This is a genomic window from Acinetobacter sp. LMB-5, assembly GCF_001541635.1.
Taxonomy (GTDB): Bacteria; Pseudomonadota; Gammaproteobacteria; order Pseudomonadales; family Moraxellaceae; genus Acinetobacter; species Acinetobacter pittii.
The window spans coordinates 80,643-95,303 of record NZ_LRDR01000012.1 but is presented as its reverse complement, the minus strand read 5'-3'; the positions used below and the strand labels follow the sequence as shown (position 1 = coordinate 95,303).

The following is a 14,661-nucleotide window of genomic DNA, read 5'->3' as shown; positions in this document are numbered from 1 at the left end:
GCCGATGGATGTGCATTATAGACCATTCATAACCCTTTGCAAGCGAAAATTAAAAATTAATGACTTGAGCGTTTACTTTTAAACCATAACACACATTAAACTATTGTTTTATATTAATAATTATTTTAATTTTTTATTTTTGACTTAAATAAGCCAGTATCATGCTCGATAATTCTCGCTTAAGTTGTTGTTCTGAGATAAGAAAATTGTTCTGGCTTACATAACGCATCATCGTAAAAAGCGTACTATTAATAATTACAAAGGATTTATACTTTACCTGTTCGAAGTCCCACTGATGAGGATTTCTACTGAATGTATATAGCCCTACTTCAAAAAAATGCTTTTCTAAAATCTGAGCAGCTTGCGAATGACTATAGTCATGCCAGTGTTTCAGCACTTCTATAAAAAATCCATGATCGGCTTTTAATGCATTAAATCCCAACTCTATTGCTAAGGGAATGAGCAGCTCTAAAGGAATATTTCCTTGTTGCACAACTAATTCTTTAAGTTGTTGCCCCAGCAATTCGCTTTTACGGCGCAATAGTTCTTCTATGATTTGATCTTTATTCTCAAAGTATTGGTAAATCGACCCAACACTTACTCCAGATTTCTCTGCAATTTTAGGCGTCGTCGTATGTAGTAATCCATACTGGGCGATACACTGCTGTGTCGCCTCTAAAATATGGTCAACAATAATTTTTGAACGCTGTTGCTGTGGGGCTTTTCTCATCGTTTTTTATTCGTTAAATGCGAATTGAATGCGAATAATTATTCATATTAGCCTATTTATTATTCAGTTCAATAAGTAAGTAACGATATGCAAATGATTAGCCCGACTCGACTTGCTTCTTTTAATGACATGCAAGACAGCAATTTTTTTACTCAGTTTTTAAATATCTGCTGTGAAAAACCTGTACAACCAAACTATACGGAATATATGTCTTTACAACATGCTCTTTATGAAGGGGATATTGAAATGGATCAGGTGATTGATTGGGTTATGCAAAATCCCAAAGATCACCGCATGATTTTTGAGAAGATATTATTTCAAGGCCGCGATAACCTATCTGAGCGTGTACCTACTGAGTTAGAAAATTTCTTTAATTGCATTGAGCAAAAGCCTGAATGGTTAGATCAGCGTCAAATTGATGAGGCTGTTAAATTTACTCATCGTTTAGGAATAAATAATGGTTTTATTCTTAGAGATTTATCCTTAATGGTGGGATATTTATATCCGGGATTTAATCAGCCGCTAATTTTAACGGGTGCATTAAAGAAACAGGCGGGTACTCGTTTAGCTGAAACTACAAAATGGTGGGTTGATATTACTGAACCTCAAGGACTTGAGCGTCTAAGCACAGGTTTTATATCAACGATTTATGTTCGCTTTATTCATGCACTCGTCCGCCGACAATTAAAAAAGTCTGATCGTTGGGATAGTGAAGTTTGGGGAATTCCACTTAATCAATTTGATTTAGCAATGACTAATTTGGCTTTTAGCAGTGTAGTTTTACTCGGTATTAGAGCTTTAGGTGTATGGCCGACCAAACAAGAAGCCAAGAGTTTTTTACATTTTTGGCGTTATGTTGGCTGGTTGATGGGTATTGATGAAAAATGGCTTATTCAATCTGAATCTGAGGGTTGGAGGTTACTTTATTGGATGCAGTTTGCTCACCCTCGCTCCGATCACAGCAGTGTTGAGTTAGGATCAAGCTTATCTAAAGAGCCTTTTGAGAGAGAATATCTGCATTTACGCTCTCTGCAGCAGAAGCTTGCTTATCGACAACACTTAGAACTTACCCAATTTTTTATTGGGAAGAAGAGAATGAAACTACTCGGATTGCCTCAGCAGTCTGCCTCATGGTTTGCTTATTATCTAATTGTGCGTAATTCACTACTTTATAATGGCGCGAAGTTTTCACCAAAAGTTGAAAAGTTTTTATCCAAATCAGGCCGTAATATACAGAAACTTGGCTTAACGCTTTATCAGAATCAAGGTAAGGCAAAAACCTTAGCGAGTATGCATCAATAACTTTTAAAACTTAAAAACAAGAATGGAAGCCCGTTAATTAGACTTCCATTTTCAAATATTAAGGAACTTATTGAGCTGATGAACTGTGCATTTCAGCGTGATTCATTTGCTCGTGTGACTCCGTCATCTGCTTCTTTTTTTGACTTGGCATGTAGTCAGGTTCATTGTTGATCGCCAAGTAAAAAACAATCATAAACAATAAACTCAGAATAGAAGCCACAATAAGTAACTTCCATCCCCACCAAGACTGTTCAGGTGATAATTTATCAGTCATTTCATTTCTCTCTTTAAATTAATATTTTCAGTTCATTCGCTACGGCTTATTAAAACTTCATGCTCATACGAACCCAGTAATTTCTTCCCATATTGTTGAACTGCTCTTCGCTCGCAAATCCAAACCCTGCACTACCTGCTTTATTTAAGTGTTCGGTATAGGTCTTATCTAATACGTTATCGATACCAACAGAGACATCGATATCTTTACGAAGGTTGTAACTTCCGTTTAGAGAAAGAGTCGAAAAACCTTTACTTGGTTTTAAGTCATATCCCACGATATTACCCTGATGTAGACTCACGCGGTTTTGCTCAGCAACCGCTCGCCATAATAATCCTAAATTATATTTATCAGCCACATAGCGAATATTTAAGCGACCTTCTAAAGGTGAAATTTGAGGTAGTGGTTTGTCATCTGTGGTGTTCTTACCCCATGCATACATCGCACTCAAATCTGCCTGAATATGATCGGTAAATTGATATCCAATACCCGCTTCCGCACCTGCAATGGTTGCATCGACATTCTTGGCACCCGCAGTAATATCATGACTCATATCATGCCCACCCATTCCAGTACTTGGGTGATGGTGATAACTCATTAAAATGTAGTCATCCACCAAACCTGCATAAACAGAAGCCCATGTATTTAAAGCGCCATGTTGTTGCTGGAAACCCAGATCCAACTGTAATGTTTTTTCAGTATCCAAATCATTAAAAGTAGGCTTTAACATGCCTGAATTACCATGTGCAGTACTGAACAACTCCCAATAATCAGGGACACGTTCAACATAACCTAAACCAATATAGCTTTTGGCATCATGTTCCGGATGTTGATTTTCCAGACGAATAAAAGCACTAGGTAAAGTTTCTGAACGGTCAACATTGAGCTTAAGCGCATCAATTTTCACTTGGTCAAGTCGTGCACCTGTCACCAGCTTTGAGTTTTCACTCCATTGATAACCAAGCTCACCAAAAGCACCATATGATTGAAAACGCATATCTTGACTAAACGGCATATTCATTTTTGGTGAAGACATGCTTCCACCATGTTTATTAAATTGAGAATCTATACCTGTAATCAAACTCCATTTATTCCATTCAGTAGTCATGGCTAAACGTGAATTTAGTGTTCTACGCGTTACTTGCATAGCTGATTTATCTAGATACATTTCATGAGTTTCATGATCATGCTTTAGTTCTGGCTGCCGCAAGCTAAAGTTATCCATAATATGGTCGTTATAGCTGTAGTTCACCTGCCCTTCAATTTTCTTAATGACATCAGTGATATTTTTCTTTTCGAATCGCAGACCTAAGCTTTCACGCGCAAACTGAGATCCGTCCATTGAACGTCCAGCATAAAGCGATTCACCATCAGATTTTCCACCAGTGAGTTCCACCCACGTGTTTTCATCTGGAGTAAAGCCAAGTGCTACATCAGCATTCCACTTTTTCCATGCTGACGGCACGGTATTACCGTCACCATCTTGATAACTATTCGATTCTGAACGATTGGCATTTAAACGGATATATTTTTTCTCATCGCCCACTGCTGCTTCAACATTATGGTCAATACGTCCATATGAACCTAGTAAAACACTCGCTTGTCCGCGATAAGGTTTTTCAGAGGTGAGTTTCTCAGGCTGACGTTCAAAAAGCACTGTTGCAGCAGAACCTGTATTGGCATATTGAACTGTTTGCGGACCTTTAATGACAGAAATACGATCATAACTTTCTGGTGAAATATAAGAAGTTGGAGCATCCATACGGTTTGGGCATGCACCTAAATTTTCAGTTCCATCAGTTAGAATTTTGATGCGTGAACCAAACATACCTCGGAATGTCACATCACCATTAGTTCCACCACTTTGTATTGAGTTAAAACCCATAATACTTTGTAGGTAGTCTGCACCATCTGTAGCAGGCACAGGCTGAATTGGCTGTTTCGGGTCTGCATGTACAATCAAGCCATTTGCATCGTTGCCTTGTTGTGCTGTAACAACAATAGGTGCTAATGAGTGAAGCGCTTTAGTATCGGCATCATTTTTTTCTGAATTAGCAAAAACTAGCCCCGAATGAGAGACAGCAAACATCGCAACCCATAAAGGTTGTAGTAAAAATTTAGAATGTGGCATTTTTATACGCTCTAAAACATAAATAAAGTGATATCGAAGCCAGTTAAGACCCCAACAAAAAATTGCTTTTATTTATGCAAATAGAGGTGGTGCACGCCCTTGTGGGAGTAGAAAAAGTCGCTGTAGTGCAAAGTAGACATGTCTAAATGCTTGTTGATAAGCGACTAAGCGGACTTGTATGCGGACTAAAACTTCTTTTACGCCAAATTCAGGTGGCAAAACCAGATTGGCATAGACGGTACAATATTGACACTGGTGATTTGCATCATGATGATCATGTTGCCCAGAGGCTTGTGCCTGTTCAATATGATGTTCATGATGTGAATGCATGGCATGTGACATGGTTTCCATCTGTGCTTTAGGTTTAAGCAAAGCGAGGGTAATAGTTTCACAGACCGGAGCAATTTGATACTGCTTCGGTAATAGCGGCTGTAGAAATACCGCGACCTGTAAAAATACTGCTGCACATGCAAGCAGTAAACCACTACGAAAAACCAAAAATCACATCCACACTACATTAATGTTTCAAGAATAGAAATTTTTAACGTTTTACTGCAACTTTTTCACGTTCACGTTGACGAACAACTTTTTCGACTTTTTCTCGAGCACGCTGACGTTTAAGTGGCGACAAATAATCCACAAATAATTTGCCATTTAAGTGATCCATTTCATGTTGGATACAAACAGCGAGAAGTCCATCAGCTTCTAACTCAAATGCTTGACCTTCAAGGTTAATTGCCTCAATTTTCACACGTGACGGGCGCTCAACTTTGTCGTATATTTGTGGCACCGATAGGCAGCCTTCTTCGTACTGCTGCTTATCTTCTGTCAGTGGAGTTATTTTGGGGTTAATAAAAACCATAGGGTCATTTTTAGATTCAGACAAATCTATGACGATAAGCTGAATATGACGATCGACCTGAGAAGCTGCTAAACCAATACCTGGTGCCGCATACATGGTTTCAAGCATATCTGCTGCAAGTTGACGAATTTCATCAGTAACTTCTTCAACAGGCTTAGCAATGGTACGAAGACGGGGATCAGGAAAACTTAAAATAGGTAATAAGGCCATACTGACGTCCTCACTTATGCCATTGATTGAAAAACCAAATGAAGGAAATACTTCATCGAAAAATTGTGTGTTAGCCGCCTATTATAACGCATCTGCACGCATAATTTTTAGGAATTATCATAATGAAAAAGGTTTTTGACGGCATGGTTCAATTTCATGCTTTGGGGATAAAAAAGCATTTACTTGCTTTGGCACTTTTTACAGGGGTTGCATTCAGTACGTTAGCAGAGACTTATGCTGCTAGTCCGAACCATAATCCACCCTCTCTTAAAAGTAATGCACCACATGTCTACGTTGTAAAACGAGGAGATACGCTATGGGATATTTCCGGTCACTTTCTGAGTAAACCTTGGCGCTGGCCTGAAATTTGGGCAAATAATCAGCATGTCAAAAATCCACACTGGATTTATCCTGGTGATCGATTACTGCTGTGTAGTTTAGATGGCCGTCCATTGGTTGGAAAAGATGAAGGAGATGGCTGTGTCGGCATTATTCGCCGTTACACAGGCCAAATGACAAATTTACAACCTCAAGTTCGTGTGGAGTCACTTAACAATAACGTACCTGTTATTCCTCTTGAGCATATCAAACAATGGTTAGAACACAGCACTATTCTACCTATCGATGCAATTCAACACACTCCTTATGTAGTCGGTACTGCCGATCAACGTGTACTGGCGGCCAAAGGTCAGACTATTTATGCGCGCGGACAAGGTTTAATTGATGGTCAACGTTATGCAGTTTATCGTGAAGGCGAACCTTATTATTTCACAGACAGTAAAGGTAAAAAGCATAGTCTAGGTATTGAGCTGCAACAAGTTGCCTCAGGGATTGCGATCTCTTCTGAAAAAGACATTACCACGCTTGAGTTAACTGATAGCTACAATTCTGAAGTACGTCGTGGTGATCGGGTGATGCCAGAAGAAGAAGCAACCTTACCTACTTTGTTTTATCCGGTGGATGCCACTCAGGTGACGGACGGCGGCAAAATTATTCGTGTAATGGGTTCAATTGGTACTGCTGCCAAAAATAGTGTGGTGACTTTAGATCGCGGTACGGCACAAGGTATTCAAGTAGGACAAGTTTTTGATATTACACAACAAGGTGAAACCATTCGAGATCCTAAAACCAAAGAACCAATACAGTTACCAGGACAACAAATTGGTAGTCTGATGGTCTTTAGAACTTTTGATCAGTTGAGTTATGCCTACGTATTAGAAAGCGATTTACCAGTTAAAGTTGGTTCAAGCATTCAGCCACCCCGCTTTAATGATTAATGCTGGATGTACCTTTTACAATGCTTACTCAACTTTATTCACACCATTACCACACGCTTAAAGTGTGGTATTTGGTGCAACACTCTTTAGTCAGCTTTAAAAAAATTGTCGATTATTTTGGTAGCTGTGAAAAGGCGGTCCAACCTGCTGAATTATCTCAATGGCGCAATCTCGGGTTACATGCTAATCATTTAAAACGCGTAGATGAATTTCAAACTGCTCAGGGTCAAGCTCAGTTTAAAAAACTAACTGAGCAAATCCAGCAATATACCGACTTTATTTTAACGGCAGATGACTCAGGCTATCCCACTCAGTTATTACCTTATACAGATCACCCACCTATCATTTTTGGAAAAGGTCAGGCACAAGCCCTATTACAACCACAAATTGCGATTGTAGGTAGCCGAAAACCAAGCCCACATGGTCGTCAGGTTGCTTATGATTTTGCCTATTACTTAAGTGAAAAAGGTTTTTATGTGAGTAGTGGCTTGGCATATGGGATTGATGAAGCTGCTCACCAAGGAGCATCAGCACATCAACGTACAATTGCAGTAACAGGAACTGGTTTAGACAGTACCTACCCTGCTCAAAATAAAAAACTTGCAGAACATATTTTGGCTCAAAATGGCGCGATTATTACTGAATTTTTGCCTGGAACACCCCCATTACAACAGCATTTCCCACGTAGAAACCGAATTGTCAGCGGTTTGAGTTTAGGCGTGTTAGTGGTAGAAGCTACCTTAAAAAGTGGTTCTCTCATCACTGCGAACAAAGCTGCCGAACAAGGTAAGACTGTATTTGCCATTCCTGGTCATATTTACAGTGAGTTTCATCAAGGTTGCCATCAACTTATTCGTGAGGGAGCAATTTTAGTCGATCATCCTGAACAAATTATTGAAGACCTTGCTTTACCCACTCAGTGGCAAAGTCAGCAACAAAACTCCACCGAGGAGGCTGTAGTTTCTAGTACCCCAGAAATTCCTGAGCATTTAATTAACCTTTATCAATCTTTAGACTGGGTCGGACAAAATATTGATCAGCTTGTCTTACATCACTCTCAGCCTGTTGCAGAACTCACCTCTTCACTGATGGAACTAGAACTACTTGGTTTATGTATGCAACAATCAGGATTGTATTTACGTTGTCGTTCTTAGTATTGGAGCGCACAATAGCAATTCTGTCTGATTGAAAGGAAGAGTATTACCATGATTACCACCTCAGTTACCGAAGCAGCCGAATGTTTACAACAAGGTCAAGTTTTGGCATATCCAACTGAGGCAGTTTGGGGGCTAGGTTGCGACCCTTTTAATGAGCAAGCTTTTCAAAAAATTCTTGAACTAAAGCAAAGGCCTATTGAAAAGGGTGTAATTTTATTAGCAGGTCATATTAGCCAAGTTGAACACCTGCTAACTTCTCTACCTCAAACAACCCAACAAGAAATTATTGATTGTTGGACTAATCATCAACCATCAGAAAGAGCAACAACTTGGCTATTACCTGCTGGCGAACATATTCCTTCATGGATTAAAGGTGAGCATTCTCTTGTCGCTGTTCGAGTCACTACACATCCTTTATGTGTGGCATTATGCAATGCTTTTCATGGCTTTATTGTCTCGACTAGTGCGAACCCAAGTGGACAAGAACCTGCACACTCATTACAGGATGCCTGCCAATACTTTGGTTCACAATTAAACTATCTGAATGGTGACTTAGGCCAGAGCCAACAACCAAGCCGAATCATTAACGCTCTTACCAGAGAGATTATTCGCGCCTAATTTCAAACAAAAAAAAGCTCAGTTATATAGGGATAACTGAGCATAAAAAAGGATGGGTATATACCACATCCAGAGGGTTTGGATATCTGTGGAACGAAAGATAATTTACAAAGAAAATAGCGCCTTTCGTAGTGGCCGCTATTATGTGGTAAGAGGTTCAATGAGAGAAATATATTATTTCTCTAAAAAAAGCATGAAAAGTGTAGGGAATTTACGGTTTTTTGCCTATAAATTAAAATTATATTAATATTTTTACTCGGCTTTTTTAATATTTATATTACAACCTATTTTTATAAACTATTTATAAATCATATAGAAAAACTTTAACTAAGAAAAAATTGGCATATTTTTATGAGTTTTTTTCAAAATATGCCATAGTTTTTTTACTGACTTTAGTTTTGTTCTTGCATTAATTCGCTCTTTTTAGGACTCACCTTCTTCTGAGCCATAATGATACCAATTAAAATAACAATCCCACCTAATGTGTGATAAATGGTCCACTGCTCAGACAACCAGACGCTTGCAATAACTGCTGTAAAGACAGGTACCAAGTTCATAAAAATACTTGTTCTATTAGGACCGAGTTGTTGAACAGCTAACATCCAAACTAACGGCGCAATGAGTGAAGCAAATACTCCTGCATAAATAGCACTTGGTGCATTTTCAACATTTAAAGCATCAAGTCCAAACCAGAGAATTAAAGGAATATGAAATATTACAGAAAACCCAATCTGAACATATAAGCTTGTCATAATTGGTAGAGGCAGCTGCCATTTTTTAAGAAAAACACCATAAAATGCATAGAAGAATACGGCAATAATCATCAATGCATCACCAAGATGTCCGCCACCACTTAAAAGCTTATTAATATTTCCTTGGGACATGACATATAGCAAACCAGCAAAAGACAAAATACTGCCAAAAACTGCAAAGCGATTAGGCACATCTTTTAAAATGGCAAGCGAAACAAAGATCGTAAAGATGGGAATAAATGCATTCACAATCCCCATATTGGTTGCACTGGTATAATGGGCAGCCGTATAAGCTAAGCCTTGATAAAGTACCATCCCAAATGCACTTAACACAGCAAGCTTAGGTAAATATGGTATTACTAGTCGTCTTTGTCTCCACACAGACATAAACATAAATGGAGTCAAAATAATAAAAGCGATTAACCATCGATAAAAACTAATACTTACCGGAGAGATATAATCCGAGACATAGCGGGTGACTACAATATTTAAAGACCAAATCAATACTGCCAAAATGGGAAAAATAAACGCCCATTTGTGATATTTCATGACCTGACTCATAGCAATACACCATCTACAAAAGATGGTTTTATTTTGAAGAATGTCTTAATAAATTGAAATATCGTATTTCCGACATTGATATCGAACTTAGGACATTATCCTTTTTAGAATAATGTCCAAGCTTTCACGGCATGACCTACCACTTTATGTAATTGCTCGCTACTCGCACCGTCTCTTGCTTGAATGGTAAGGCCTTGAATGACAGTAGTATAAAAATCAGTCATTTCCTGTAAAGGTGCATGAGAAGATAAATCCCCTTGCTCTACCCCTTGCTGAAGACGTTTTAATAATTTTTCTTTTGTCTTTATGCGCTTATCTAATAGATTTTGCTGTACATCTTGAGTGGCATCAGAACAATTCATAGCCGCAACGACCACCATACAACCTGCTGGCTTATTGGGCTGAACCAATCTTTTAACAATGTCATAAAGATATAACTCAACAGCAATTTTTGCAGTTTTTGCTTCTACAAATATAGTGTCAATCGGACATCCTTCATGAGCTAAATAATAATCAACACTTCTGTAAAACAGCCCTTCTTTGTCGCCAAAGGCACTGTATAGGCTTGGTGCTGTAATTTCCAAAGCTTGTGTTAAATCACTAATAGACGTTGCTTCATAGCCATGCTCCCAAAAGAGCAACATTGCTTTCTGCAAAACCTCTTGTTCATCAAAGCATTTAGGACGTCCGCGCTTTTTTTTCAGCGTATCTTCTACAACAGCTAAATTCGTTTCATGCCTATTTGTCATAAAGATCACATCTATTTTTATAACAATCGTTATTAAATTAATTGACGTTCGATTTTTTATCAACTATTTTATTTTCATAATGATCGTTAGTTAATTAATAAATTGCCTTTCTTTACTCCAAATTTAGCCAAGTAAGGATTTCCTATGGACCAATCGTCTATCTCTAAAGCGCGACCCAAGACCTCCACTCAAGGAAGCTGGTTTGCCATTTTGGCCGTTTCTATCGCAGCATTTGCCTTAGTTACAAGTGAATTTTTACCCGTTGGTGTTCTAAATAGTGTCGCAACAGATTTAAATATTTCTGTAGGTACTGCCGGCCTGATTATTACAGTACCCGGCATTATGGCAGCAATTGCAGCCCCTCTATTGCCTGTATCAGTAAAACAACTTGATCGGCGTTATGTGCTTATCTTGCTGACAGCTATTATGGTTATTGCCAATACCATTACCGCATTTGCTGAAAACTTCCATGTTCTATTGTTAAGCCGCTTAATTTTAGGTATTTCAATTGGTGGTTTCTGGGCGACTGCCATTGCTCTAAGTGGAAAATTAGCTCCCTCACACCTTCCTATTGCTAAAGCAACTGCGGTCGTGATGGCAGGTGTGACTTTTGCTACAGTTCTAGGTGTACCGATTGGAACTTGGTTAAGCGAGTTTTATGGCTGGCGTAGTGCTTTTGGAATTACTGCAGGCATTGGCTTAGTTGTTTTAATCTTACAATTAATCTTTTTACCTAAACTTGTACCAGATTCGGCAATTCACATGAAAGATTTGCCAGCACTATTACGTACTCCTAAAGCACGTAGTGGCATGTTGATTGTTTTATTGATCGGACTCGCTCACTTTTGTGCCTATAGCTATTTAGCACCTTTCTTTAAAAATGTTGCTGGTTTTAATGGGACAACCATTAGTTCATTATTATTGCTCTATGGAATTGCTGGTATTTTCGGAAATGCTTTTGCCGGATATAGTGGGAATCTAAATGTCCGTTATACATTAGCTTTTGTGGGTACATGCTTTGCAATCGTATTTTTTGGATTTCCTCTTTTTGCCGTTCATGAATTTGGTGCTATTGTCTTAACCGCGTTATGGGGATTTGCATTTGGTGCCTTCCCTACCTCAGCGAATATTTGGATGTTTGTACATGCGCCAAATGCAGTTGAAAAAGGTATGCCGCTTTTTGTAGGTATGTTTCAGGTGATGATTGCGACAGGTTCATTATTAGGGGGATATGTGGTTGATCATTTCAATGAAAATACTTTAATTTATGGTGTATTAAGCTTTGTTGCCCTAGCATTACTGAGTACATTTACCTTAGCGAAAGGTCTTAATAACCCTAAAGCTACTTGTGAAAACTAAAATATGAGTCAGAGCATATAGATGAACAATGAGGATCAGCAATTTTCATTATTAAACAGTATAGAAGTTCATGAATTTCTATACCAAAAAGAAGATATTGTTCGTCCTCATGCATCTCTTTGGGGAGATTTTAATTTCAGTTTGAATGGCATTTTGGAAATGCAAGTAGAGGAACAAATCTACTTATCTCCTCCAAGCTATGGGCTTTGGATTCCTCCTCAAACAGTTCATCAATCTACTCATATCGACCATGAAATTCACTATATCTGTATTCGACTACACCCTAGCCTCTGTTCTATTTTAGGAAATAACTGTCGATGCTTTAGTATTCAGCCTTTTTTTCGCACTTTAGTTTTACAAATTCTAGAACAACAAAAACAAACCAAACAACCTGAATATTTAGAGCATCTTTTACAAGTTTTATTCGATCAACTCAAACAAGCTCCTGCATATTCGCATTATTTACCGCAAACGCGGCATCCTGTTTTATTGCCTATTTTAGAAAAACTTTCAGATCCTTTACTTTTTAATCACTCTTTACAGCAGTTGCTTCAGAACTTTTCGGTCAGTGATCGCCACTTATTACGTTTGAGTCAACAAGAGCTTCAGCTTTCGTTGTCCGAATGGAGAAATCGGGCCAAAATTGTTTATGCCATTCATCAGATTCGTCAAGGGACGCCTATCAAGCGTTTAGCATATGATTTAGGTTATCAACATAGCTCAAGTTTTATTGAATTTTTTAAACGTTACACTGGACAAACACCTATCCAAATCAGAAATAACTAGAATTCAGTTTATCTTTAAAAACTTTTCCTTTTTTGAACACGAATATTATTGCACTGCCCCTCAATAGCAGTTAAAACAAATGCGTTACTTGATATCAATTACAATCTTTAGGAAAGAGTCATGACACAATCTGTATATCACATTCCAGTAAAAGCTATTTCAGGTGAAACGGTTGACCTCGAACAGTACAAAGGGAAAGTTTTACTTATCGTAAATACTGCTTCTAAATGTGGTTTAACTCCACAATATGAAGGCTTAGAAAAACTTTACCAAGCAAAAAAAGACCAAGGTCTTGAAATTTTAGGTTTCCCAGCAAACAACTTTAAAGAGCAAGAACCAGGTTCTGATGAAGAAATTCAACAGTTCTGTTCATTAAATTATGATGTTCATTTCCCTTTATTTTCTAAGGTTTCTGTAGTCGGCGAAGATAAGCATCCACTTTACCAAGCTTTGACAGCAGCTCAACCAGAACGTACTGGTGAAGGTCCTTTCCGTGAGCGTTTAGAAGGCTTAGGTATTCCAACCAACCCTGCTCCAGAAGTTTTATGGAACTTCGAAAAGTTTTTAATTAATAAAAATGGTGAAGTCGTGGCTCGCTTTGCTCCGAACCTAACAGCAGACGATGAACAAATCGTTAAAGCAGTTGAAGCAGAGTTAGCAAAATAATTTTTTAAAACGTCAGAAAGGGCGTTTTATACGCTCTTTTTTATGCTCTCTTCAAAGTGTTGTTCGTTTGCAAAAATACAATCTTTCTTCATATTTTATGCCTATAGTATCTATTTGCTTTATTTGATGTTGTTTGTAGTTATGAAAAAAGTTTTACAGGGCGCATTTCTTCCTTTTGTAATTTTTGCCTCAGGCATGCTTTTACTCGGGTGCGATCAAGCACAAGACCATGCTAACGAACAAGAAAAGACTGAAATAACTGAACAGGCATCTGACCAAAACATTGAACAACAAGAGTCAGAAATTGTACCCAACAAAGCCGAACTTAAAAGCGGTAATATTTTTTATATGGTCCGCGACGCTGCTAATTTACAGCTTAAAGCTGGTGACTATGTTGAACAGCTTAAAGATACTCAGCTTGATGTTGAACAAGCCATCCAAGATAAGAATCAGAATGAACTAAAAACTACTGTCACTACGTTAAAACAGCAACTAGAAGGTTTAAATCAAGCACTTTTGACTTTAGATATCAAAAGTCAGGAAATTGAGAATATTCGCCAAAGTTTATTACATGCCAACCAACAAGCTCTTAGCATGCCATTACTCAATGGGAAATTAGATCAAATCAATTTTGACCAAATTGAAAAACAGCTTAATACCATTCAAATGGATATGGTGAAGCTTGCTGCCATGATTATGGCAGGAGATGAAAAGTCAGATTCAAAAATTGAATCTTAAAAAACAACTTATAAAAAAAGCCACCTTACGGTGGCTTTTTCAATCTCAAACCGGCAATTATAGTGCGCGGTTTTTGATTTTACGGATAGTTTCAAGCTGTGCAGCTGTTTCTGCCAAGGCAGCCAACGCAGCAGCTGAGTCCAAATCACTCTTTTGGTTTGCAAGCAATTGTTCAGCATTTTTACGTGCTTCTAAAATTGCCGCTTCATCCAAGTTGTCAGCACGGATTGCAGTATCTGCAAGAACCGTTACAACATGAGGTTGAACTTCTAAAACACCACCAGATACATAGACGATTTCTTCTGTACCATTTTCCAACTGAACACGAATCGGGCCCGGTTGAAGCAAGGTTACAAGTGGAGCATGTCCTGGCAAAATACCAAGCTCACCACCAGCACCTTTCGCGATTAACATCGTTACTGCGCCAGAGTAAATAGACTCTTTAACACTTACGACATCACATTGCATAGTCGCCATGAGATGATCTCC

15 protein-coding genes and 1 pseudogene are annotated in these 14,661 nt (G+C 38.3%); 8 read left to right on the top strand and 8 right to left on the bottom strand.

Translation table 11 applies throughout. From position 1 onward, the window contains the following. Positions 1-159: 159 nt before the first annotated feature. Positions 160-730 (bottom strand): annotated as a pseudogene (locus AW165_RS15845) (TetR/AcrR family transcriptional regulator). Between the two features lie 87 nt (positions 731-817). Here AW165_RS15845 and AW165_RS15840 point away from each other — a divergent pair. Continuing rightward, positions 818-2,032: an oxygenase MpaB family protein gene (locus tag AW165_RS15840; RefSeq protein ID WP_060466375.1), complete on the top strand. Its 1,215-nt coding sequence runs from the start codon at positions 818-820 to the stop codon at positions 2,030-2,032. 67 nt (positions 2,033-2,099) lie between these two features. On the opposite strand, the gene AW165_RS15835 is transcribed toward AW165_RS15840, so the two are convergent. The 4 genes from AW165_RS15835 to def all read right to left on the bottom strand — a co-directional run bounded on the left by AW165_RS15835 (position 2,100) and on the right by def (position 5,509). Continuing rightward, on the bottom strand, positions 2,100-2,306 hold the full coding sequence (locus tag AW165_RS15835; protein ID WP_005804745.1) for a hypothetical protein: 207 nt from the start codon (positions 2,304-2,306) through the stop codon (positions 2,100-2,102). 49 nt (positions 2,307-2,355) lie between these two features. After that, positions 2,356-4,437 carry a TonB-dependent copper receptor gene (locus AW165_RS15830; protein ID WP_060466374.1) on the bottom strand — a complete coding sequence of 694 codons (2,082 nt, stop codon included), beginning with the start codon at positions 4,435-4,437 and terminating at the stop codon, positions 2,356-2,358. 72 nt (positions 4,438-4,509) lie between these two features. Next, entirely contained in the window at positions 4,510-4,935 is a 426-nt protein-coding gene (locus tag AW165_RS15825) for a DUF2946 family protein (protein WP_002114087.1), read from the bottom strand. A gap of 43 nt (positions 4,936-4,978) precedes the next feature. Next, complete coding sequence (gene def, locus AW165_RS15820; protein ID WP_060466373.1) at positions 4,979-5,509, bottom strand: peptide deformylase; 531 nt, start codon at positions 5,507-5,509, stop codon at positions 4,979-4,981. 122 nt (positions 5,510-5,631) lie between these two features. Between def and AW165_RS15815 the strand changes: the two genes are divergently transcribed. From AW165_RS15815 to AW165_RS15805, 3 genes are read left to right on the top strand one after another with little or no spacing between them, the layout of a single operon-like run. After that, positions 5,632-6,786 carry a LysM peptidoglycan-binding domain-containing protein gene (locus AW165_RS15815; RefSeq protein ID WP_002114134.1) on the top strand — a complete coding sequence of 385 codons (1,155 nt, stop codon included), beginning with the start codon at positions 5,632-5,634 and terminating at the stop codon, positions 6,784-6,786. Positions 6,787-6,806: 20 nt separating this feature from the next. Beyond that, positions 6,807-7,940, top strand: a complete 1,134-nt coding sequence (gene dprA / locus AW165_RS15810) for a DNA-processing protein DprA (RefSeq protein WP_002114040.1) — start codon at positions 6,807-6,809, stop codon at positions 7,938-7,940. A 51-nt stretch (positions 7,941-7,991) separates the two neighbouring features. Further along, positions 7,992-8,561, top strand: a complete 570-nt coding sequence (locus AW165_RS15805) for an L-threonylcarbamoyladenylate synthase (RefSeq protein WP_002114056.1) — start codon at positions 7,992-7,994, stop codon at positions 8,559-8,561. Between the two features lie 392 nt (positions 8,562-8,953). Here the strand turns inward: AW165_RS15805 and AW165_RS15800 are convergent, their stop codons facing one another. Together AW165_RS15800 and AW165_RS15795 are read right to left on the bottom strand one after the other, a co-directional pair. After that, the gene (locus AW165_RS15800; RefSeq protein WP_002114137.1) at positions 8,954-9,874 is read right to left on the bottom strand and encodes a DMT family transporter; all 921 of its coding nucleotides are present in this window, start codon (positions 9,872-9,874) and stop codon (positions 8,954-8,956) included. A gap of 104 nt (positions 9,875-9,978) precedes the next feature. Then, positions 9,979-10,632: a TetR/AcrR family transcriptional regulator gene (locus AW165_RS15795; protein WP_081410689.1), complete on the bottom strand. Its 654-nt coding sequence runs from the start codon at positions 10,630-10,632 to the stop codon at positions 9,979-9,981. Positions 10,633-10,767: 135 nt separating this feature from the next. On the opposite strand from AW165_RS15795, the gene AW165_RS15790 reads away from it, so the two are divergent. The 4 genes from AW165_RS15790 to AW165_RS15775 all read left to right on the top strand — a co-directional run bounded on the left by AW165_RS15790 (position 10,768) and on the right by AW165_RS15775 (position 14,172). Continuing rightward, positions 10,768-11,982 carry an MFS transporter gene (locus AW165_RS15790; protein ID WP_060466371.1) on the top strand — a complete coding sequence of 405 codons (1,215 nt, stop codon included), beginning with the start codon at positions 10,768-10,770 and terminating at the stop codon, positions 11,980-11,982. A 21-nt stretch (positions 11,983-12,003) separates the two neighbouring features. Further along, a complete protein-coding gene (locus AW165_RS15785) occupies positions 12,004-12,768 on the top strand; it encodes an AraC family transcriptional regulator (RefSeq protein ID WP_060466370.1) in 765 nt (254 codons plus the stop codon). 120 nt (positions 12,769-12,888) lie between these two features. Beyond that, positions 12,889-13,434, top strand: a complete 546-nt coding sequence (locus AW165_RS15780) for a glutathione peroxidase (protein WP_014208128.1) — start codon at positions 12,889-12,891, stop codon at positions 13,432-13,434. Positions 13,435-13,575: 141 nt separating this feature from the next. Further along, a complete protein-coding gene (locus tag AW165_RS15775; RefSeq protein WP_081410694.1) occupies positions 13,576-14,172 on the top strand; it encodes a hypothetical protein in 597 nt (198 codons plus the stop codon). Between the two features lie 57 nt (positions 14,173-14,229). Here AW165_RS15775 and AW165_RS15770 read toward each other — a convergent pair whose 3' ends face one another. Continuing rightward, positions 14,230-14,649 (bottom strand): F0F1 ATP synthase subunit epsilon, encoded by a 420-nt coding sequence (locus AW165_RS15770; protein WP_002114076.1) that lies wholly within the window; start codon positions 14,647-14,649, stop codon positions 14,230-14,232. Positions 14,650-14,661 lie beyond the last annotated feature (12 nt).

Excerpts from the sequence above, each read along its gene's own strand:
- AW165_RS15790 (WP_060466371.1), top strand. The coding sequence starts at position 10,768 with ATGGACCAATCGTCTATCTCTAAAGCGCGACCCAAGACCTCCACTCAA.
- AW165_RS15770 (WP_002114076.1), bottom strand. The coding sequence starts at position 14,649 with ATGGCGACTATGCAATGTGATGTCGTAAGTGTTAAAGAGTCTATTTAC.
- AW165_RS15815 (WP_002114134.1), top strand. The coding sequence starts at position 5,632 with ATGAAAAAGGTTTTTGACGGCATGGTTCAATTTCATGCTTTGGGGATA.
- AW165_RS15785 (WP_060466370.1), top strand. The coding sequence starts at position 12,004 with ATGAACAATGAGGATCAGCAATTTTCATTATTAAACAGTATAGAAGTT.
- AW165_RS15840 (WP_060466375.1), top strand. The coding sequence starts at position 818 with ATGCAAATGATTAGCCCGACTCGACTTGCTTCTTTTAATGACATGCAA.
- dprA (WP_002114040.1), top strand. The coding sequence starts at position 6,807 with ATGCTTACTCAACTTTATTCACACCATTACCACACGCTTAAAGTGTGG.
- AW165_RS15805 (WP_002114056.1), top strand. The coding sequence starts at position 7,992 with ATGATTACCACCTCAGTTACCGAAGCAGCCGAATGTTTACAACAAGGT.
- AW165_RS15830 (WP_060466374.1), bottom strand. The coding sequence starts at position 4,437 with ATGCCACATTCTAAATTTTTACTACAACCTTTATGGGTTGCGATGTTT.
- AW165_RS15780 (WP_014208128.1), top strand. The coding sequence starts at position 12,889 with ATGACACAATCTGTATATCACATTCCAGTAAAAGCTATTTCAGGTGAA.
- AW165_RS15835 (WP_005804745.1), bottom strand. The coding sequence starts at position 2,306 with ATGACTGATAAATTATCACCTGAACAGTCTTGGTGGGGATGGAAGTTA.
- AW165_RS15800 (WP_002114137.1), bottom strand. The coding sequence starts at position 9,874 with ATGAGTCAGGTCATGAAATATCACAAATGGGCGTTTATTTTTCCCATT.
- def (WP_060466373.1), bottom strand. The coding sequence starts at position 5,509 with ATGGCCTTATTACCTATTTTAAGTTTTCCTGATCCCCGTCTTCGTACC.
- AW165_RS15775 (WP_081410694.1), top strand. The coding sequence starts at position 13,576 with ATGAAAAAAGTTTTACAGGGCGCATTTCTTCCTTTTGTAATTTTTGCC.